This is a genomic window from Tsukamurella hominis, from assembly GCF_965137015.1.
In the GTDB taxonomy this organism is placed as follows: Bacteria; Actinomycetota; Actinomycetes; order Mycobacteriales; family Mycobacteriaceae; genus Tsukamurella; species Tsukamurella hominis.
Map to the genome: position 1 here is coordinate 86,732 of NZ_CBCRZG010000001.1, position 18,202 is coordinate 104,933.

The 18,202-nt window shown below is 70.5% G+C and carries 18 protein-coding genes and 1 pseudogene; 7 read left to right on the forward strand and 12 right to left on the reverse strand.

Annotation, left to right across the window (positions count from 1 at the left end):
* Positions 1–30 precede the first annotated feature (30 nt).
* Complete coding sequence (locus ACM9LD_RS00410) at positions 31–1,029, forward strand: YhjD/YihY/BrkB family envelope integrity protein (RefSeq protein ID WP_415674844.1); 999 nt, start codon at positions 31–33, stop codon at positions 1,027–1,029.
* An 8-nt stretch (positions 1,030–1,037) separates the two neighbouring features.
* Here ACM9LD_RS00410 and ACM9LD_RS00415 read toward each other — a convergent pair whose 3' ends face one another.
* Both ACM9LD_RS00415 and ACM9LD_RS00420 read right to left on the reverse strand, forming a co-directional pair.
* Positions 1,038–2,534, reverse strand: a complete 1,497-nt coding sequence (locus tag ACM9LD_RS00415) for an APC family permease (protein WP_415674845.1) — start codon at positions 2,532–2,534, stop codon at positions 1,038–1,040.
* Between the two features lies 1 nt (position 2,535).
* Positions 2,536–3,837 carry a D-alanyl-D-alanine carboxypeptidase family protein gene (locus ACM9LD_RS00420; RefSeq protein WP_415674846.1) on the reverse strand — a complete coding sequence of 434 codons (1,302 nt, stop codon included), beginning with the start codon at positions 3,835–3,837 and terminating at the stop codon, positions 2,536–2,538.
* 31 nt (positions 3,838–3,868) lie between these two features.
* Between ACM9LD_RS00420 and ACM9LD_RS00425 the strand changes: the two genes are divergently transcribed.
* The 4 genes and pseudogenes from ACM9LD_RS00425 (at position 3,869) to ACM9LD_RS00440 (ending at position 7,434) form a co-directional block, all read left to right on the forward strand.
* Positions 3,869–4,726 (forward strand): sucrase ferredoxin, encoded by an 858-nt coding sequence (locus ACM9LD_RS00425; RefSeq protein ID WP_415674847.1) that lies wholly within the window; start codon positions 3,869–3,871, stop codon positions 4,724–4,726.
* Positions 4,727–4,752: 26 nt separating this feature from the next.
* Positions 4,753–5,226 carry a nitroreductase/quinone reductase family protein gene (locus tag ACM9LD_RS00430; RefSeq protein ID WP_415674848.1) on the forward strand — a complete coding sequence of 158 codons (474 nt, stop codon included), beginning with the start codon at positions 4,753–4,755 and terminating at the stop codon, positions 5,224–5,226.
* A gap of 120 nt (positions 5,227–5,346) precedes the next feature.
* On the forward strand, positions 5,347–5,928 hold the full coding sequence (locus ACM9LD_RS00435) for a PadR family transcriptional regulator (protein ID WP_415674849.1): 582 nt from the start codon (positions 5,347–5,349) through the stop codon (positions 5,926–5,928).
* Between the two features lie 100 nt (positions 5,929–6,028).
* Positions 6,029–7,434, forward strand: a pseudogene (locus tag ACM9LD_RS00440) (DHA2 family efflux MFS transporter permease subunit).
* Between the two features lie 55 nt (positions 7,435–7,489).
* Here the strand turns inward: ACM9LD_RS00440 and ACM9LD_RS00445 are convergent.
* The 9 genes from ACM9LD_RS00445 to sdhC form a co-directional block, all read right to left on the reverse strand.
* Positions 7,490–8,260: an ABC transporter permease gene (locus ACM9LD_RS00445; protein WP_415674850.1), complete on the reverse strand. Its 771-nt coding sequence runs from the start codon at positions 8,258–8,260 to the stop codon at positions 7,490–7,492.
* Complete coding sequence (locus ACM9LD_RS00450) at positions 8,257–9,045, reverse strand: ABC transporter ATP-binding protein (RefSeq protein ID WP_415675221.1); 789 nt, start codon at positions 9,043–9,045, stop codon at positions 8,257–8,259. Before ACM9LD_RS00450 ends, ACM9LD_RS00445 begins: the two co-directional genes overlap by 4 nt.
* Positions 9,046–9,079: 34 nt before the next feature.
* Positions 9,080–9,925, reverse strand: coding sequence for a DUF4097 family beta strand repeat-containing protein (locus ACM9LD_RS00455; protein WP_415674851.1), 846 nt, complete (start codon positions 9,923–9,925; stop codon positions 9,080–9,082).
* A gap of 106 nt (positions 9,926–10,031) precedes the next feature.
* Positions 10,032–10,544, reverse strand: coding sequence for a toxin-antitoxin system HicB family antitoxin (locus ACM9LD_RS00460; protein ID WP_415674852.1), 513 nt, complete (start codon positions 10,542–10,544; stop codon positions 10,032–10,034).
* 94 nt (positions 10,545–10,638) lie between these two features.
* Positions 10,639–11,799 carry an SGNH/GDSL hydrolase family protein gene (locus ACM9LD_RS00465; protein WP_415674853.1) on the reverse strand — a complete coding sequence of 387 codons (1,161 nt, stop codon included), beginning with the start codon at positions 11,797–11,799 and terminating at the stop codon, positions 10,639–10,641.
* An 80-nt stretch (positions 11,800–11,879) separates the two neighbouring features.
* Positions 11,880–12,647 carry a succinate dehydrogenase iron-sulfur subunit gene (locus ACM9LD_RS00470; RefSeq protein WP_068528814.1) on the reverse strand — a complete coding sequence of 256 codons (768 nt, stop codon included), beginning with the start codon at positions 12,645–12,647 and terminating at the stop codon, positions 11,880–11,882.
* Positions 12,647–14,398: a succinate dehydrogenase flavoprotein subunit gene (sdhA, locus tag ACM9LD_RS00475; RefSeq protein ID WP_415674854.1), complete on the reverse strand. Its 1,752-nt coding sequence runs from the start codon at positions 14,396–14,398 to the stop codon at positions 12,647–12,649. Before sdhA ends, ACM9LD_RS00470 begins: the two co-directional genes overlap by 1 nt.
* A 25-nt stretch (positions 14,399–14,423) precedes the next feature.
* Positions 14,424–14,891, reverse strand: coding sequence for a succinate dehydrogenase hydrophobic membrane anchor subunit (locus tag ACM9LD_RS00480; protein WP_068522412.1), 468 nt, complete (start codon positions 14,889–14,891; stop codon positions 14,424–14,426).
* Between the two features lie 14 nt (positions 14,892–14,905).
* On the reverse strand, positions 14,906–15,313 hold the full coding sequence (sdhC, locus tag ACM9LD_RS00485; protein ID WP_068741624.1) for a succinate dehydrogenase, cytochrome b556 subunit: 408 nt from the start codon (positions 15,311–15,313) through the stop codon (positions 14,906–14,908).
* A gap of 239 nt (positions 15,314–15,552) precedes the next feature.
* Here sdhC and ACM9LD_RS00490 point away from each other — a divergent pair, with 239 nt between their 5' ends.
* The gene (locus ACM9LD_RS00490) at positions 15,553–15,954 is read left to right on the forward strand and encodes a cytidine deaminase (protein WP_415674855.1); all 402 of its coding nucleotides are present in this window, start codon (positions 15,553–15,555) and stop codon (positions 15,952–15,954) included.
* The gene (locus tag ACM9LD_RS00495) at positions 15,951–17,249 is read left to right on the forward strand and encodes a thymidine phosphorylase (protein ID WP_415674856.1); all 1,299 of its coding nucleotides are present in this window, start codon (positions 15,951–15,953) and stop codon (positions 17,247–17,249) included. Before ACM9LD_RS00490 ends, ACM9LD_RS00495 begins: the two co-directional genes overlap by 4 nt.
* Here the strand turns inward: ACM9LD_RS00495 and ACM9LD_RS00500 are convergent.
* Positions 17,246–18,172 (reverse strand): D-2-hydroxyacid dehydrogenase family protein, encoded by a 927-nt coding sequence (locus ACM9LD_RS00500; protein WP_415674857.1) that lies wholly within the window; start codon positions 18,170–18,172, stop codon positions 17,246–17,248. The genes ACM9LD_RS00495 and ACM9LD_RS00500 overlap by 4 nt on opposite strands.
* Between the last annotated feature and the right edge of the window lie 30 nt (positions 18,173–18,202).

Here is an 18,202-nt window from a genome sequence, read left to right on the forward strand (position 1 = left end):
CAGTAGCGAACTGCAGGAGGACGTCTCGACATGCTCCAGAAGTACCGCGACAAATGGCCGTGGTTCGACCACATCATGGCGGCGGCCATGCGGTACCAGGACAAGAAGGGCGACTACTTCGGCGCGGGCATCACGTATTTCAGCGTCTTCGCCCTGTTCCCACTGATCATGGTGGCCTTCGCCATCGGCGGCTACATCCTCATCAACGACGCGGAGCTGCTCGCGGAGATCAAGACCCAGATCAACTCCGTCATCAGCGACGAGAGCCTGCGCAAGTCCGTCAGTGACCTGGTGGACCAGGCCATCGCGTCCCGCAGCACCGTCGGCATCGTGGGTCTCGCGGGCGGCCTCTGGGCCGGTCTCGGCTGGATGGCGAACGTCCGCGCCGGCCTCACCGAGATGTGGGACAGCGAGGTGCCGAAGGAGAACTTCGTCAAGACCAAGCTGGCGGATCTCGGCGCGCTCGCGGGCCTGTTCGTCGCGATCGTCGCCTGCATCGCGCTGATGGCCGCGGGGAGCAGCCCGCTCACGGCCAAGCTCCTCGACAAGGCCGGACTGGGCGACGTCCCCGGCCTCCACTTCGTCATCTCCGGGGCGACCCTCCTGGTCACGCTCCTCGCGCTGTGGGTCCTGTGGACGTTCGTCATCGCGCGCCTGCCCCGGGTGCAGTTCCCGTGGCGCAACGCCACCCGCGCGGGCATCATGGCGGCGGTGGCCTTCATGATCCTCACGCAACTCGCGACCCTGCTCATCGGCAACGCGATGAAGGGCCCCGCCGGCGCCACGTTCGGGCCGATCCTCGGCATCATGCTGTTCATCTACTTCACCGCGCGGATCGTGCTGTTCGCCACCGCCTGGGCGGCCACGGACCCGCGGAACCAGCGCTACGTGATCCCGGCCGCGCCGGAACCCGTGGTGATCTCGCCCGTCATCCGCTCGGAGGCCGACGCGGGCAGGACCGCGCTCGCGGGCGCGGCGGGACTGGTCGCGGGGCTCGGCCTCGGTTCGCTGCTGCGTCGTAAGCGCTGACGCGCCGCTCAGGCGTCCTCGGGCGCGGTCGCCCGCGGGAGCGTCCGGCCCCGGAAGAAGGCGGGGCGCGTCACGGCGCACGCGATCATCAGCGGCACGCCGAGGACCAGCATGCCGATGCCGATCACGAAGACGCCGCCGATCCCGCCGATCACCGTCTGCCCGTAGTCGGGCGCGATCATGTCGACCGCGCTCTGCACGAAGGCCCAGATCATGGCGATCCCGCCGAGCACGGGGAAGATCAGGCGCAGCACCAGGTTCCGCATCGACCGGCGCAGCGTCCGCCGGAAGTACCAGGCGCACGCGAACGCCGTGATCGCGTAGTAGAAGGCCACCGCCAGCCCCAGCGAGCTGATCGAATCCTCCAGGGTGTTGCGGCTGAGCAGCGCGAGCGTGAGGTAGAAGGCCAGCGCGGATGCGCCCATCACGACGGTGCCGAACGACGGGGTGAGGTACTTCGGCTGCACCCGCGCGAAGCGCTCCGGCACCGCCCGGTAGATCGCCATTGCAAGGGTCCCGCGCGCCGTGGGCAGCACCGTCGACTGGGTCGACGACAGCGCCGACAGCGCGACCGTGAGGACCAGCAGGCCCGCGAGCACCGCGCCGCCGACGGGCCGGCCGAGCACTGTGAGCACGTCGTCGTGGTTGTCGGAGTTGCCCAGCCCGAGGCCCGTCTCACCGAAGCCCGAGTACGCCTGCACGGCAACGGCGACCAGGACGTACGTGCCCATGAGCACGACCGTCGCGAGCACCGCTGCCCGGCCGGGCGTCGACGAGGAGTCCTTCGTCTCCTCGCCCACGGCGAGGCAGGCGTCCCAGCCCCAGTAGAGGAAGATGCACAGGATCACGGCGGCCGCGATCTGCGAGGCGCTCAGCCCCGTCGGGTCCAACCAGTCCCAGCTCGGCCGCACGGCCTGCGGTCCCGCACTGCCGCGGTACACCGCCCACAGCGCGGCGACCGCGGCCACGCCGAGCACCGCGAACTGGATCGTCATGAGCACGTTCTGCATCCGCTCGGAGACGACGATCCCGCGGTAGGACACCCACGTCATCGCGACGATCAGTGCGCACCCGAACCCCACCACCGCGACGCGGTCGTCGGCGAGGGAGGTCAGTCCGACGAAGCGCAGCAGGTAGGTGGCGGCGATCTCCGCGACGTTCGCCAGGCAGATGATCGCCGAGACGGCGAGGCCCCAGCCGCCCAGCCAGCCGATCCACGGCCCGAACGCCCTACTGCCCCAGGTGAACGTGGTCCCCGCGTCGGGGGTGTCGGCGGCCAGCTCCTTGTACGCGACGGCCACCATGAGCATGGGCAGGAAGGCCACCACGAACATCGCGGGCGCCTTGCCCTGCACGTGACCGACGACCCCGCCGAGCGTCGCCGCCAGGCTGTACGCCGGGGCCGTCGACGAGAGGCCGATGGCCATGTTGCTCAGCAGGCCCAGCGAATTCGAGCGCAGCCCTTTGTCCGGGACCGAGGCGGCGCCGACGGGCGCGGCCACCACCTCAGCTGCCCCGGTTGGTGCGCATCGCGGCGCCCACCAGGACGGCGATGAGGCCGAGCCCGCCGAGGCCGATCAGCAGCCGGGTCCCGTTGCCCATGCCCGACGGTCCGCTCTCCACCACCAGGTCCTCGTGGGCGCGCTCGGGTCGGCTCGCGGCACCGTCGGGGGAGACCAGCGTGCCCACGGACTTCCCCCGCAGGGCGACGCCGTAGTCGAGGAGCCGCCGGTACTGGTCCCAGTACGTGTTGCCGGTCTGTGAGAGACCGAACATCTGCACGACGACGTAGCGGTGGCCGTCGCGGTCGACCGCGCCGACGAAGGTCTTCTTCGCGTCGTCGGTGTAGCCGTTCTTGCCGGCCACCGCGCCGGGGAAGTCGGTGAGCAGGCGGTTCTCGTTGACGATCGGGTACGGCGCCACGGACGTCGGCGCCGGCGGCGGGCTCTGCCCGGGAGGAGGCGGCGTCGACGGCGCGGTGGTCGGCACGGGTGGGTGCCCGGGGAAGGTGACCTGTTTCGTCGACGCGATGCGCACGAACCGGTCGTCCCGCAGGGCCGCACGCAGGATGAGCGCCATGTCGTACGGGCTCGAGCTCATGCCGGGGCCGTCGAGCCCCGACGGGGACGCGGTCCGCGTATCGCGCGCGCCGAGCGACGCCGCCAGCGCGTTCATCTTCCGCAGCGTCGCGTCCACGCCGCCCAGCTGCCGGGCGAGCGCGTGCGCGGCGTCGTTGCCCGAGGCGAGGAGGAGGCCCTCGAGGAGCTGCTCGACCGTGTAGCGGCCGCCGACGTTCACGCCCGCGCCGTTGCCCTCCTGCGCCGCGTCCTCGGCGGTGCCCTCGACCACCGTCGTGAGGTCGAGATCGCGCAGCGCGACCTGCGCGAGCAGCACCTTGATCGTGCTCGCCGGCCGGTACCGGCCGTGCGGATCCTTCGCCGCGATGACGGTGCCGTCGCTGACGTCCGCAATGAGCCAGCCGGCGGAATCGATGCCGGGCGGGACCGGCGGCGCACCGTCGGGCACGACGACGCCGCACCCGCCGAGCTTCCCGCCTCCGACGGGCGGGTCCGGCACGGCGAGCGGCGTGGGGCTCGGCTGCCCGGGCTCGGGCACCTCGGACTCGTCGACGGCGGGCGGCGGGACCTGCTTGTGCGGGCAGGCATCGGTCACCAGCGTCTTCGCCGCGGGGCCGGGCGTGGGCGACGGTGCGGGTCCGGGCGTCGCGGCGGCCGGGGCGGCGAGTGCGCCGAGCAGGCCCGCGGTCGCGAGGACACGGCCCACGGTGGTCAGAGTGCGCGCGATCATCGCGCTCATCGTAGTCCGCTACGGTGGCGGAATGACGGAGCGTTGTTCGAGTTTCACCGACGAGCCGCTCCCGGGTACCGCGACCACCGAGACCGGCTGGCTGTGCATCGAGAACGAGTCCGGGTGGGGCCGTGATCCGTTCTCGGGCGAGACCTTCGCGCCGGAGGTGGGCGAGGCCGTCGAGCGGTTCGCGGAGTCCCGGGGCCTGCGGGTGCTGCTGATCCGCCGCCCCGGGCGCGCCGGGGGCTTCCGCGGGCGGATGCGGGTCTTCGTGGCGAATTCGGTGGTCGGGGAGACCGCGCTGCGGATGTTCACCGTCGCCGACTACGCGGAGATCCCCGCGCTGCCCCTCGACGACCCGCGCGCGGGCGAGCCCGCGGGGCCGATCGCCCTCGTCTGCACCAACGGCAAGCGCGACGTCTGCTGCGCGGTGCTCGGGCGGCCGATCGCGGCGTCGCTCGCGGGCTGCTACGCCGACCCCGTGGTGTGGGAGTGCTCGCACACCGGCGGGCACCGCTTCGCGCCCGTCCTCATCGTGCTGCCCGCCGGCCACACCTACGGCCGGGTCACCGGCGCGGAGGCGAAGGAGGCGCTCGACGCCGCGCGCGCCGGCGTCGTCGCCACCGCCGGGCTCCGCGGCCGCTCGTCGATCCCGCCCGCCGAGCAGGCCGCCGAGGTCGCGGTCCGCGAGCTCCTCGGTGCCGTCGGGCCCGACGTCCTCCGCACCGAGGTCGACGGTGCCGCCGTCACCGTCCGGCACGCGGACGGACGCGCGTGGACGATGACGGTGACCCCGGAGGACCTGCCGCCGCGGATGATGTCGTGCGGGAAGAAGCCCTCGCCCGCGCGGGCCTGGCGCGTTTCCGCGCTCATAGCGGACGGAAACTGACACCAATACCCGCAAGACTCGTGGGTATGACTGAGAAGACACCGGAACCGGGCTCCTACGACGACCCCGAAATGCCGTGGAACACGCTGACCGAGGAGACCATCGGCGACTGGAACCGGAACGTGATCACCGAGTTCCGGGCGAACGACGGCGTCGTCGGCGGCGCCTACGAGGGCGGGGCGCTCCTCCTACTCACCACGACCGGCGCGAAATCGGGGCGGCCGCACACCGTGCCGCTCGGCCCGCTGCACCGCGGCGAGCAGCTGTACGTCAGCTCCTTCATCGAGAAGTCCTACCCCGCGTGGTGGCACAACGCCCGGAAGAACCCCGAGGTCACCGTCGAGATCGGCGCGCGGACCGTCGCCGCGACGGCCCGCGTCCTCGAGGGGGAGGAGTACGCGGAGTTCGCCGCCTGGGCGCTCGCGGACAACCCCGACCTCGCGGCCTTCCAGGCGACCGTCGACCGTCCGATCCCGCTGGTGACGCTCACGCTGCACTGATGTGAGCGGAGTCACGCGAGGGTTTCGTCCCGTTTCGGGCGTATTCCTCCGATCCGAATATTCCATGTGGAGTAATCGGCGGGTAGCGTGACCGCCGAGCGCGACGATCGGAGGTGGGGCATGGCACGGGAACGGGCACTGACCCCGCTGGCGATCGCGGCGCTGGCCCTGCTCACCGAGCGGGACATGCACCCCTACGAGATGTTCACCACGATGACCGAGCGCCGCGAGGACCTCGTGGTCAAGCTCCGCGCCGGATCCCTGTACCACTCCGTGAACCGGCTGGCGGACGACGGGCTGGTGACCGAGATCGGCACCGATCGCGACGGCAACCGACCCGAGCGGACCACGTACGCGATCACCGCGGCGGGCCGGGAGCGGCTGCAGGACACGGTCGCGGACCTGATCGCCGAGCCCGCCGAGGAGTACCCGAGCTTCCCGCTCGCGGTCTCCGAGGCGCACAACCTGGACCGCGACCGGGTGCGCGCGCTGTTCACGGCCAGGCTCTCGCGCCTCGACGCCGACGTGGCGGCGATGCGGGCGGGCCACGCGCGCGCGCTCGGGCACGCCGCGGAGATGCACCTGCTCGACCTGGACTACCTGATCGCGATGCGCACCGCCGAGGCCGACTGGCTGCGGCGCACCATCGCACGACTCGATGACGAGACCCTGGAATGGAAGGCGACCTGTCATGACGAATGACGCCACCGCTGCGAAGCAGTACGACCCCGGCGCGCTGCCCGGCCTGCCGTCCGGCTACCGTCCCTGGCCCGCACTGTGGGCGCTGGTCGTGGGCTTCTTCATGATCCTCGTGGACTCGACGATCGTCTCGGTCGCGACGGACGCGATCTGGATCGACCTCACCAACGGCACCGACCTCAACGGCGTCATCTGGGTGACCAGCGGCTACCTGCTGGCGTACGTCGTGCCGCTGCTGCTCGCCGGGCGCCTCGGCGACATGTACGGGCCCAAGCGGCTCTACCTGGCGGGCCTGGTGGTCTTCACGCTGGCGTCGGCGTGGTGCGGCCTTTCCGGCTCGATCGGGATGCTCATCGCCGCGCGCGTCGTGCAGGGCCTGGGCGCCGCGCTGATGACGCCGCAGACGATGGCGGTCATCACCCGCACCTTCCCGGCCGCCAAGCGCGGCACCGCCATGGCGCTGTGGGGCTCCGTCGCCGGCGTCGCGATCCTCGTCGGCCCGCTCGCCGGCGGCGTGCTGGTGGATCGCCTCGGCTGGGAGTGGGTCTTCTTCGTCAACGTGCCCGTGGGCATCGCGGCCTTCATCGCCGCCGTGATCCTGGTGCCGAACCTGCCCACGCACAAGCACAAGCTCGACATCCCGGGCATCGTGCTCAGCGCGCTCGGCCTGTTCCTGCTGACCTTCGGGCTGCAGGAGGGACAGAAGGAGGACTGGTCCGCGACGATCTGGACGATGATCGCCGGCGGCCTCGCGCTGCTCGTCGTCTTCGTGTGGTGGCAGTCCAAGGCGGCCGAGCCGCTCATGTCGCTGACCCTGTTCAAGGACCGGAACTTCTCGCTCGCCAACGCGGCGATCGCCTGCATGGGCTTCTCCGTCACCGGCATGTCGATTCCGCTCATGCTGTTCGCGCAGAAGTCCATGGGGCTCACGCCCACCCGCTCGGCGCTGCTGCTGATCCCGCTCGCCGTGATCTCCGGGGCCCTGGCCGCCCCGTCGGGCAAGCTCGCCGACAAGGTGCACCCGAAGTACCTCACCGGTTTCGGCTTCGCGGCCAACGCGGCGGCCCTGTTCTGGCTGGCCTTCGTCGCGCACGACACCACCCCGGTGATCGGCATCCTGGCCCCGATCGCGCTCATGGGTGTGGGCAACGCCTTCATCTGGGGACCGCTCGCCGCCACGGCCAACCGGAACCTGCCGCTGCCGCTCGCCGGCGCCGGTTCGGGTGTCTACAACATGACCCGGCAGGTGGGCGCGGTGCTCGGTAGCGCGGCGGTCGGAGTGCTCATGCAGCACGAGATCGAGGACAAGATCGCCGCGGCGACCGGGCACGCGCAGGGTGGTGGCGCGATGGCCACCGGTGCGCTGCCGCAGTTCCTGCGGGGCCCTTCGCCGACGCCATGGGCTCGACGATCCTCCTGCCCGCCGCGGCGCTCGTCGTCGCCTTCGTCGTGGTGCAGTTCTTCGCGACGCCCACGCATCAGAAGGTTCCTGCGTCCGTCGACGCCTGACGACGCTCACCGCCGGCCCCTGGGGAGGGGCCGGCGGTGGCGCTGATGGAGCGGCTCAGCTGATCCGGCGGCGGTAGGCGAGCATCGCGGCGGCGTAGGCGACCACCAGGATTCCGGTGCACCAGGCGAGGGCCGAGACCAGGTCGGCGGTGTCGACGGGACGTTCGGCCAGCAGGGCCGAGACGGTGTTCACGATCGAGGTCACCGGTTGGTTCTCGGCGAAGGCGCGCACCGGCCCGGGCATGGTGTCGGTGGGCACGAACGCGGAGCTGATGAACGGCAGGAAGATCAGCGGGTAGGAGAACCCGGTCGCGCCGTCGACGGACTTCGCCGTGAGACCGACGGCCACCGCGATCCAGGTGAGCGCCAGGGTGAACAGTGCCAGGATGCCGGCGACGCCGAGCCAGGCGAGCGGGCCCGCCGAGGAGCGGAAGCCCATGATCAGCCCCACCCCGATGATGATCAGCACGGTGATCGCGTTGGCCACCATCGACGTGAGCACGTGCGCCCACAGCACCGACGAGCGAGCGATCGGCATCGACTGGAAGCGCTCGAAAATCCCGCCCTGCATGTCGTTGAACAGCCGCAGCGCGGTGTAGGCGATGCCGGAGGCGATGGCCATCAACAGGATTCCGGGCAGCAGGTAGTTCACGTAGTTCTCGTCACCGGTGCTGCCCTTGATCGCCCCGCCGAAGACGTAGACGAACAGGAGCATCATCGCGATCGGCGTGATCGCGGTGGTGACGATGGTGTCGACGCTGCGGGTGATGTGCTTGAGCGAACGGCCCAGCAGTGCACTGGTATCGGAGACGGCGTAGCTGGTCATGATCGGTCCTCGGTCGTGGTGGGGGTGTCGGTGCGGGTTCCGGTGAGGGCGAGGAAGATCTCCTCGAGCGTGGGCTGCTTCTCGACGTACTCGACCTTCGCCGCCGGCAGCATCCGCTTGAGCTCGGCGAGGGTGCCGTCGGCGATGATCCTCCCGTCGCGCAGGATGGCGATCCGGTCGGCCAACTGCTCGGCTTCCTCCAGGTACTGCGTGGTCAGCAGCACCGTCGTCCCGCGGTCGGCGAGCTCCTTCACGATGTCCCACACGTCGATCCGGGCCTCCGGGTCGAGGCCGGTCGTGGGCTCGTCGAGGAAGATCACCGCGGGATCGCCGATCAGGCTCATGGCGATGTCGAGGCGCCGGCGCATGCCGCCCGAGTAGGTGCCGACCTTCCGGCCTCCGGCGTCGGTGAGGCGGAAGCGGCTCAGCAACTCGTCGGCGACGGCGCCGGGATCGCTCTGGTGCCGCAGCCGCGCCACGAGCACGAGGTTCTCGCGTCCGGTGAGGATCTCGTCGACCGCGGCGAACTGGCCGGTGAGGCTGATGGATTCGCGTACCTGCTGCGCCTCCGAGGTCACGTCGTAGCCGTGCACGACGGCGCTGCCGGCATCGGGGCGCAGCAACGTCGACAGGATGCGGACCAGCGTCGTCTTGCCCGCGCCGTTCGCGCCGAGGAGGGCGAAGATGCTGCCGGGGACGACGGCGAAGTCGACGCCGCGGAGCACCGGCAGGTCGCCGTAGGACTTCTCGATGCCGCGGACCTCGATGGCCGCGGTGGTGGTCATGGTCATGATGTTCTCCTGGTCTTCGGAGGCGCGCTCAGCGGGCGCGCCGGATGTCGATGTCGCCGAACTTGGCCCGTGCGCGCACCGCGACGTGGTCGCCGGTGGTGGAATCGGGGAGGCTCTCCTCCAGGTGATTGCGGACGCGACCCTCCTTGGAGGACAGGTCGAGCCAGGCGGGGACGCCTTCTGCCACAGCGACGGTGAGCTTGCCGTAGCTGCTCTCCACGTCGACGACGCCGTCGGAGACCTCGTGCAGGGTGATGGCGCCGTAGGCGGTCTTCGCCGTGACGGACCCGGTGGAGCGGTCGATGTCGAGGTCGCCGTAGGAGAGGTTGGCGTCGACGCCGCCCAGCGCCTCGCCGATGCGGATGCTGCCGTGGGAGGCCTTGAGCACGGCGTCGGCGGCGACGGAATCGATGCGGATCTGGCCGTGGTCGGCGGTGATCTCCGCTGAGCCGTCGACCGCGCGGGCCGTGGCGTTCCCGTGCCCGGCGCGCAGCCACAGGTCGCCCGTCGCATCCAGTTCGACCATGCCGGTGGTCGCCTTGATCCGGGTGGCGCCGAGACGGCCCTCGGTGCGGACGCTGCCGACGGCGCTCTCGGCGGTGAACCGGGAGCCGGCCGGAAGCTCGACGGTGACGTCCACCGACTCGCTCGGACCGAACAGGCTGAACTTCGGCTTGGGGCCGACCACGGTGAGCCGGGCACCGTCGAACTCGACGCGCGTCACCTCGGCGGCGCGCCGGTCCGCCGCCTTGTCGGGAGAGCTGGGGGAGACGGTCACGACGGTTTCCGTGCGGTCGCTCGCGATCACGTCGATGTCGCCGACCTGCAGGTTGACAGCGAGGTCGATGGGCTCGGGGGTGGGGAAGACGGGCATGGTGGGACCTTTCGAAGGGTGCGCTCGGCCGACCCCGGGGGGCGCGGAGTTCTCGTCGGGCTGTGCGGTTGTGGTGTGTTCGGAGGAGGGGTGGGCGGGGGAGGCGTCAGCGCGCCCAGCCGGCGAAGTCGTCGCCGGTGCGGAGCGCGCGCTGCGCGGTTCGTCGCTTGCGCGGGGCGAGCGCGGCCGCGACGGCCCGCACCAGCCAGGTGTTCACGGAGACGCCCTCGGCCGCGGCCGCCTCGTCGACCTGCGACTTGAGGGCGTCGGGAAGACGCAGGGTGGTGCGCGAGGTGCTGGCGTCGTCGAAGTCGACGCCGGCCGCGGTGGTGGTGTCCTCGTCCTGCTCCGGGCGTGCGGCGGCGACGACGAACTCGACGTCGCGGCCGCGCAGGCGCAGGTCGACGGAGCCGGGGACCAGGTCACGGGTGATCTCGCCGGCCGCGGCGGACAGCGCGTCCAGCAGGACGAGCCGGGTGGCGGCGTCGAGGCCGGAGGCGAGGCGCTCCGCGGAGGCGCGGGCGTCGTCGACGCCGTTGTCCCCGGCGTCCGTGAAGTCGCGTTCGGCGGCGGCGATGAGCTGACGCTGGAGGTCGCTGACGAAGGGGGTGATGTCCATGGCGTCAACTATGACACCATCATGGTGTCACGTCAACAGTGATGGGCGAGAATCATGAGAATCAGCAGGTGGATCATGGTGTCATGATGGTGTCCTATGGCGTGAAGGCGCCGCCCGGGCCGAAGGCGAGCTCGCCGAACCGGGTGCCGATCAGGGAGTGGGTGGGCTCGTCGGGGTGCAGTTCGTCGGGGAGCGGCAGGCGGGCGTAGTCCTCTGTGCCGTACAGGGCGCGGCCGTCGAGGAGGTGCAGGTTCGGATCCTCCGCAGAGCGGTCAGCGACGATCCGGGCGAGCTCGTCGCGGATGACCGCCAGGGTCAGCTTCCCTGCGCGGACCTCGGCGGGATCGCCGGTGGCCTCGAAGCGCAGGCCGTCGGCCGACGGCACGGGCATCACCGGGCCGGGTGTGTGCTCCTGGATCGGGCAGAGGATGGGGGAGATCACGAGCAGCGGCGTTGTCGGGTGGCCGTCGCGGATCGTGTCGAGGAAGCCGTGCACGGCGGGGGTGAAGGCGCGCAGCCGCATCACGTCGGCGTTGGCGAGGTTGATGCCGAGCTTGAGGCTGATCAGGTCGGCCGGGGTGTCGCGGATCGCGCGGGCGACGAACGGATCGAGGAGCGCGCTGCCGCCGAAGCCGAGGTTGATCAGGTCGACGCCGGCGGCCGCCGCGGCGATCGCGGGCCAGGTCCCGGTCGGGTGAGTGGCGCCTGAGCCGTGGCTGATCGAACTGCCGTGGTGCAGCCAGAGGCGTTCGAGGGGCGGCTGCGGTAGTACCGCGGCGTCCGTGCGCAGCGCGATCAGCTCGGTGATCTCGTTATGGGGCAACCAGATCTCGACGTCCTTCTCGCACGCGGGCAGGTCCGCGAAGCGCACGGTGCCGGAAGGGCCCTCGGTGAACTCGGCCTCCTGCGTCACCATGTCGATGACGGTGTCGACGTTCCCGCCCGGCACCGTCGTCCGGGCGGCCAGGCGGCCGTCCACGACGAGGTCGTAGACACCGTCGGGCAGCGGCGGGAGGCCGGCGTACGCGCGCTTGGTGGGCAGGGCCTCGAGCTCGATGACGGTGGCGGCGGTCCGGAGGACGAGGCGCACGCCCGAGGGCTGCGCCTCCGCGGAGGCGAGCCGCGCGTCGGGGATCCGGCGGCGGGCCTCGGCGGGGAGGCGGTGCGGAAGGAGGCCGCGGGCCGTCCGCTCGAGGTCGAGGTGCCCGCGCAGCAGGGTCTCGTCGATCGGGGTGCGGATCAGGCTGGGGGCCACGGGCGGTCCTGTCGTCGGGAGTGAGAAACGCCCCGGACCTCGAGTGAGGTCCGGGGCGTTTCCGGGCTGCAGTAAAGGTTCTAGCGGCTGAACAGGAGGGCGCGCTTGACCTCCTGGATGGCCTTCGTCACCTGGATGCCACGGGGGCACGCGTCGGTGCAGTTGAAGGTGGTGCGGCAGCGCCATACACCGTCGACGCCGTTGAGGATCTCCAGGCGCTCGGCGGCGCCCTCGTCGCGGCTGTCGAAGATGAAGCGGTGCGCGTTCACGATGGCCGCGGGACCGAAGTACGAGCCGTCCATCCAGTACACCGGGCAACTGGTGGTGCAGCAGGCGCAGAGGATGCACTTGGTGGTGTCGTCGAAACGCTCGCGGTCCGTGGGGGACTGGATGCGCTCGCGCGTCGGCTCGTTGCCCGAAGTCATCAGGAAGGGCTTCACGGCGCGGAAGGCGTCGAAGAAGGGCTCCATGTCGACGACGAGGTCCTTCTCCACCGGCAGGCCGCGGATCGGCTCCACCGTGATGGTGATGTCCTTGCCCTCCTGGAGGAAGTCCTTCATCAGCATCTTGCAGGCGAGGCGGTTGACGCCGTTGATCCGCATGGCGTCCGAGCCGCACACGCCGTGGGCGCAGGAGCGGCGGAACGTCAGGGTGCCGTCGAGGTAGCCCTTGATGTACAGGAGCAGGTTCAGGAAGCGGTCCGAGGGGAGCGCGGGGACCCGGTAGCTCTGCCAGCCGGCCGCGTCGGGGTCCTCCGGGTTGAACCGGTAGACCTTGATCGTGACCATCGTGGAGCCGGGCGGAACGGGAGGCTGCACGGACGCGGGGGTGTCAACTGCGGCGGTCATCAGTACTTACGCTCCATCGGCTCGTAGCGGGTCTGCACGACGGGCTTGGTGTCGAGACGGATCCCGGACTCCAGGCCCTCGCCCTCCTTGTACGCCATGGTGTGCACCATGAAGTTCTCGTCGTCGCGGTTCGGGTAGTCCTCGCGGGCGTGGCCGCCGCGGGTCTCCTTGCGGTTGAGGGCGCCGACGACGGTGACCTCGGCCAGCTCGAGCAGGAAGCCCAGTTCGATGGCCTCGAGCAGGTCGCTGTTGAACCGCGTGCCCTTATCGGTGACGGTGACGTGCTCGTACCGCTTCTTCAGCGCTCGGACGTCCTCGAGGGCCTGCGTCAGGGTCTTCTCGGTGCGGAAGACGGCGGCGTTGTTGTCCATCGTCTGCTGCAGCTCGGTGCGGATCGCCATGACGTTCTCGTTGCCGTGATCGCTGAGCATCGCGGCGACCCAGTTCTCGACCATCTCGGCCGGGTTCTCGGGCAGCGGCACGAAGTCGTGCGTCTTGGCGTACTCCGCGGCGGCGATGCCGGAGCGGCGGCCGAAGACGTTGATGTCGAGCAGCGAGTTGGTGCCGAGGCGGTTGGCGCCGTGCACGGAGACGCAGGCGCACTCGCCGGCGGCGTACAGGCCGGGGACGACGTTCGTGTTGTCGCGCAGCACCTCACCGTGGATGTTGGTGGGGATGCCGCCCATGACGTAGTGGCAGGTGGGGTACACGGGCACGAGCTCGGTGACCGGGTCGACGCCGAGGTAGGTGCGCGAGAACTCCATGATGTCCGGCAGCTTGGCCATCAGGGTCTCCTCCGGGATGTGCGTGACATCCAGGAGCACGTAGTCCTTGTTCGGGCCGGCGCCGCGGCCCTCGAGCACCTCGAGCACCATCGAGCGGGCGACGATGTCGCGCGGCGCGAGGTCCTTGATGGTGGGGGCGTAGCGCTCCATGAAGCGCTCGCCGTCGACGTTGCGGAGGATGCCGCCCTCGCCGCGGACGCCCTCGGTGATGAGGATGCCCAGGCCCGCGAGGCCCGTCGGGTGGAACTGGTGGAACTCCATGTCCTCCAGGGGCAGGCCCTTGCGGAAGACGATGCCCATGCCGTCACCGGTGAGGGTGTGGGCGTTGGAGGTGGTCTTGTACATGCGGCCCGAGCCGCCGGTGGCGAAGATGATCGCCTTGGCGTGGAAGACGTGGATCTCGCCGGTCGCGAGCTCGTAGGCGACGGCGCCGGTGGCGACGGGCCCGTCCTCGGTCTCCGTGAGCGCGATGTCGAGGACGTAGAACTCGTTGAAGAACTCCACGTCGTGCTTGACGCAGTTCTGGTACAGCGTCTGCAGGATCATGTGGCCGGTGCGGTCCGCGGCGTAACAGGCGCGGCGGACGGGGGCCTTGCCGTGGTCGCGGGTGTGGCCGCCGAAGCGGCGCTGGTCGATCTTGCCCTCGGGGGTGCGGTTGAAGGGCAGGCCCATCTTCTCCAGGTCGAGCACCGCGTCGATGGCCTCCTTGGCCATGATCTCCGCGGCGTCCTGGTCGACGATGTAGTCGCCGCCCTTGACCGTGTCGAAGGTGTGCCACTCCCAGTTGTCCTCCTCGACGTTGGCGAGGGAGGCGCACATGCCGCCCTGCGCCGCGCCGGTGTGGGAGCGGGTGGGGTAGAGCTTGGTGAGCACCGCGGTGCGGGCGCGCGGCCCGGCCTCGATGGCCGCGCGCATACCGGCGCCGCCGGCACCGATGATCACCACGTCGTAACGATGTTCCTGCATGATGCGGGTCAGTCCTTCCTGGCCGTTACTGGGCGGTGGGCACGGAGGCCGGTTCGAACGAGAGGAGCGCGTACGAGCCGAGGCCGACCACCAGGATCATCGACAGCACGAGCAGGGTCTTGAGCCAGAACCGCGTGCGGTCCTTGCGGGCGTAGTCGTCGATGATCACGCGCAGGCCGTTGCCGCCGTGCAGCTGGGCGAGCCACAGCATCGTGATGTCCCAGATCTGCCAGAAGGGGCTGGCCCAGCGCTGCGCGACGAAGGCGGCGCTGATCCGGTGCACGCCCTGGCTGTCCAGCGCGAGCATGATGAAGACGTGCCCGAAGACGAGCACGAGCAGCGCGATGCCCGAGAAGCGCATGAACAGCCACGCGTACTTCTCGAAGTTGCCGGACGCCGGACGGTGCGGCGAGCGCGGGTTGTCGAGCGACGCGGGGCGGTCGTACTGCTTGAGCAGCGTCTTGGCGAGCTTGGGTTCGTTCGCGGTAGTCATATCTCTGCGTCCCCCTAGGCGTGCGAGATCATGATGTAGAGGAGACGCGCGGCCATTCCGGCGCCGGTGATGAGGAAGACCGTCCAGACGGCGATGGACATCGCCTTCTGGTACTGCACGCCCTTGCTCCAGAAGTCCACGAGGATCACGCGGACGCCGTTGAGGGCGTGGAACAGGATGGCCATGACGAGGCCGATCTCGAGCAGACCGATGATCGGCGTCTTGTACGTCTTGATGATCGCGTCGTACGCCTCGGGATCGATGCGGATGACCGCGGTGTCGAGGACGTGAACGAACAGGAAGAAGAAGATGGTGACGCCGCTGATGCGGTGCAGCACCCAGTTCAACATCCCCGGATCGCCCTTGTAGAGGGAGACGCGGCGCGGCTCCTCGGCGGCCGCCACCTCGGTACTACTGCTCATCGAGTCCTGCCTTCGACATCGTTTCTTGGATACGGCCGGACCTCGGTCGACGGAAGGACTGAGCCCTCGCGCCGGCGCCGTTCGCGACGTATACCTGAACCCACGCCTTGACCTTAAACCCACCGGAATGTGGAATCGAAACCACGGTCCCGATGTGTTGGGGCCGAACAGATTTAGTTAGGTATGCCTGACCGAAATTGACCCGGAATCAACAAGCCTCCGGAAGGGAGTGATCGGCTGTGCCCGACATCGACTGGGAGGCATTGCGGCGCACCGCCGTCGACGCCATGGGGCGCGCCTACGCGCCCTATTCGAAGTACCCCGTCGGGGCCGCCGCGCTGACGGACGACGGTCGCGTGGTGTCCGGATGCAATGTGGAGAATGTCTCATACGGACTGACCCTCTGCGCGGAGTGCGGGCTCGTGGGCGCGCTCCATTCCACGGGCGGCGGGCGACTGCTCGCCTTCACGTGCACCAACGCCAACGGCGACGTCCTGCTGCCCTGCGGGCGGTGCCGCCAGCTCCTGTACGAACACGGCGGCGGTGAGCTCCTGATCGACCACCGCGCCGGCCCGGTGCCCCTGAACCGGCTGCTGCCCGACGCCTTCGGGCCCGACGACATGGATGAGGTAATCCGATGACCGAAGTGTTCGACGCCGTCTCCGTCATCGCCGCCAAGCGCGACGGCAAGGCCCTGACCGATGGCCAGATCGACTGGGTGATCGACAGGTTCACCACCGGCGAGGTCGCCGACTACCAGATGTCGGCGCTGGCGATGGCGATCTTCCTCAACGGCATGGACCGCCGCGAGATCGCCCGCTGGACCGCGGCCATGATCGCCAGCGGCGAGCGCATGGACTTCTCCGGGCTGCGCCGCGACGGCCGCCCGCTGGCGACCACGGACAAGCACTCCACCGGCGGCGTCGGCGACAAGATCACCCTGCCGCTCACTCCGCTCGTCGCGTCCTACGGCGTCGCCGTGCCGCAGCTCTCGGGCCGCGGCCTCGGCCACACCGGCGGCACCCTCGACAAGCTGGAGGCGATCCCCGGCTGGCGCGCCGACCTGACCAACGAGCAGATGTTCGACCAGCTCGAGAAGGTCGGCGGCGTGATCTGCGCCGCCGGCTCCGGCCTCGCGCCGGCCGACAAGAAGCTCTACGCCCTGCGCGACGTCACCAGCACCGTCGAGGCCATCCCGCTCATCGCCAGTTCGATCATGAGCAAGAAGATCGCCGAGGGCACCGCGTCGCTCGTGCTCGACGTCAAGGTCGGCAAGGGCGCCTTCATGAAGACCGCGGAGCAGGCGCGCGAGCTCGCCGAGACCATGGTCGCGCTCGGCCACGACTCGGGCGTGAACACCGTCGCTCTGCTCACCGACATGTCCACCCCGCTCGGCCGCACCGCCGGCAACGGCCTCGAGGTCGCGGAGTCGCTCGAGGTCCTGGCCGGCGGCGGACCGTCGGACGTGGTGGAACTGACCCTCGCCCTCGCCCGGGAGATGCTCGCGCTCGCCGGCGTCGACGCCGATCCCGCCGATCACCTCGCCAACGGGCGGGCGATGGACAGCTGGAAGGCGATGATCGCGGCGCAGGGGGGCGACCCCGACGCGCCGCTGCCGGTCGCCCAGCACACGCGCACCGTCGCCGCGCCCGCCTCGGGCGTCCTCACCGAGCTCGACGCGATGGGCGTCGGCATCGCCGCCTGGCGCCTCGGCGCGGGCCGCGAGCGGCAGGGCGAGCCCGTGCAGGCCGGGGCCGGCGTCACCTGGCACGCGACCGTCGGAGACCGGGTCGTCGAGGGCGAGCCGCTGTTCACCCTGCACACCGACACCCCGGAGAAGTTCGACGGTGCCGTCGCCGCCCTGGACGGCGCGGCCGTCATCGGCGACGCCGCCGCGCCGCGCGGCTCGCTCGTGCTGGACCGGGTGACCGTCTAGGGATTCATGACGCGGACGGGGGCGCCCGCCAGAAAGGCGCGGACGTCCTCGGCCGCGTCGGCGTAGAAGGTCCTGTACTGCTGCTCGGTGACGTAGCCGACGTGCCCGGTGAGGACGGAGTTCGGCAGGTCGCGGATCGGGTCGTCGGCGGGCAGCGGCTCCGCGTCGAAGACGTCGAGGGCGAGGCGGATGTCGCCGCGTCGCGCCGCGGCCGCGGCGGCCGGGGTGTCGAGCACGCCCGCCCGAGAGGTGTTGACCAGCAGTGCGCCCGGTTTCATCCGGGCGATGTCGGTGGCGCCGACGATGCCGCGCGAGCGCTCGGAGAGCACGTAGTGGATCGTGACCACGTCGGCGCGCTCGAACAGCTCCTCCTTGCTCACGGCCGCCGCCCCGACCTCGGCGGCCTTCTCGCCGTCGATGTTCGTCGACCAGGCGATCACGTCCGCCCCGAAGGCGTTCGCCACCCGCGCGACGCGGCGCCCGAGCCCGCCGAGGCCGACGATGCCGAACGTGCTCTCGTGCACTTCCTTCCCGACGGTGCTCTGCCACCGTCCGGCCCGGACGTTCGCGTCCTCGGTCGGCACGTGGCGCAGGGCCGCGAGGATCAGCGCCCAGGTGTGCTCGGCGGCCGCGGCGGGGCGGTACCCGGTGTGGCACACGGTGATCCCGAGTTCCGAGGCCGCGGCGAGGTCGATCGCGGCGTTGCGGCGGCCCGTCGATACGAGGAGCCGCAGGTCGGGGAGGGACCGCAGCACCTCGGCGGGGAACCGGGTGCGCTCCCGCATGGCGACCACCCCGTCGAACCCGGCCAGCTGGGCGGGGACGTCGGTGAGTGGCTCGGTGAAGACGGTGACGTCGAGCCCGGAGAAATCGCCGTACTCGCGGGAGACGTCCTGGTAGTCGTCGAGGATCGCGATGCGCATACCGCCACGCTAGCCGCCCGGGGTAGTGCT

Excerpts from the sequence above, each read along its gene's own strand:
- ACM9LD_RS00430 (WP_415674848.1), top strand. The coding sequence starts at position 4,753 with ATGACTGAGAAGACACCGGAACCGGGCTCCTACGACGACCCCGAAATG.
- ACM9LD_RS00450 (WP_415675221.1), bottom strand. The coding sequence starts at position 9,045 with ATGACCACCACCGCGGCCATCGAGGTCCGCGGCATCGAGAAGTCCTAC.
- ACM9LD_RS00455 (WP_415674851.1), bottom strand. The coding sequence starts at position 9,925 with ATGCCCGTCTTCCCCACCCCCGAGCCCATCGACCTCGCTGTCAACCTG.
- ACM9LD_RS00495 (WP_415674856.1), top strand. The coding sequence starts at position 15,951 with ATGACCGAAGTGTTCGACGCCGTCTCCGTCATCGCCGCCAAGCGCGAC.
- ACM9LD_RS00445 (WP_415674850.1), bottom strand. The coding sequence starts at position 8,260 with ATGACCAGCTACGCCGTCTCCGATACCAGTGCACTGCTGGGCCGTTCG.
- ACM9LD_RS00435 (WP_415674849.1), top strand. The coding sequence starts at position 5,347 with ATGGCACGGGAACGGGCACTGACCCCGCTGGCGATCGCGGCGCTGGCC.
- ACM9LD_RS00500 (WP_415674857.1), bottom strand. The coding sequence starts at position 18,172 with ATGCGCATCGCGATCCTCGACGACTACCAGGACGTCTCCCGCGAGTAC.
- ACM9LD_RS00460 (WP_415674852.1), bottom strand. The coding sequence starts at position 10,544 with ATGGACATCACCCCCTTCGTCAGCGACCTCCAGCGTCAGCTCATCGCC.
- sdhC (WP_068741624.1), bottom strand. The coding sequence starts at position 15,313 with ATGAGCAGTAGTACCGAGGTGGCGGCCGCCGAGGAGCCGCGCCGCGTC.
- ACM9LD_RS00410 (WP_415674844.1), top strand. The coding sequence starts at position 31 with ATGCTCCAGAAGTACCGCGACAAATGGCCGTGGTTCGACCACATCATG.
- sdhA (WP_415674854.1), bottom strand. The coding sequence starts at position 14,398 with ATGCAGGAACATCGTTACGACGTGGTGATCATCGGTGCCGGCGGCGCC.
- ACM9LD_RS00470 (WP_068528814.1), bottom strand. The coding sequence starts at position 12,647 with ATGACCGCCGCAGTTGACACCCCCGCGTCCGTGCAGCCTCCCGTTCCG.
- ACM9LD_RS00480 (WP_068522412.1), bottom strand. The coding sequence starts at position 14,891 with ATGACTACCGCGAACGAACCCAAGCTCGCCAAGACGCTGCTCAAGCAG.
- ACM9LD_RS00425 (WP_415674847.1), top strand. The coding sequence starts at position 3,869 with ATGACGGAGCGTTGTTCGAGTTTCACCGACGAGCCGCTCCCGGGTACC.
- ACM9LD_RS00420 (WP_415674846.1), bottom strand. The coding sequence starts at position 3,837 with ATGATCGCGCGCACTCTGACCACCGTGGGCCGTGTCCTCGCGACCGCG.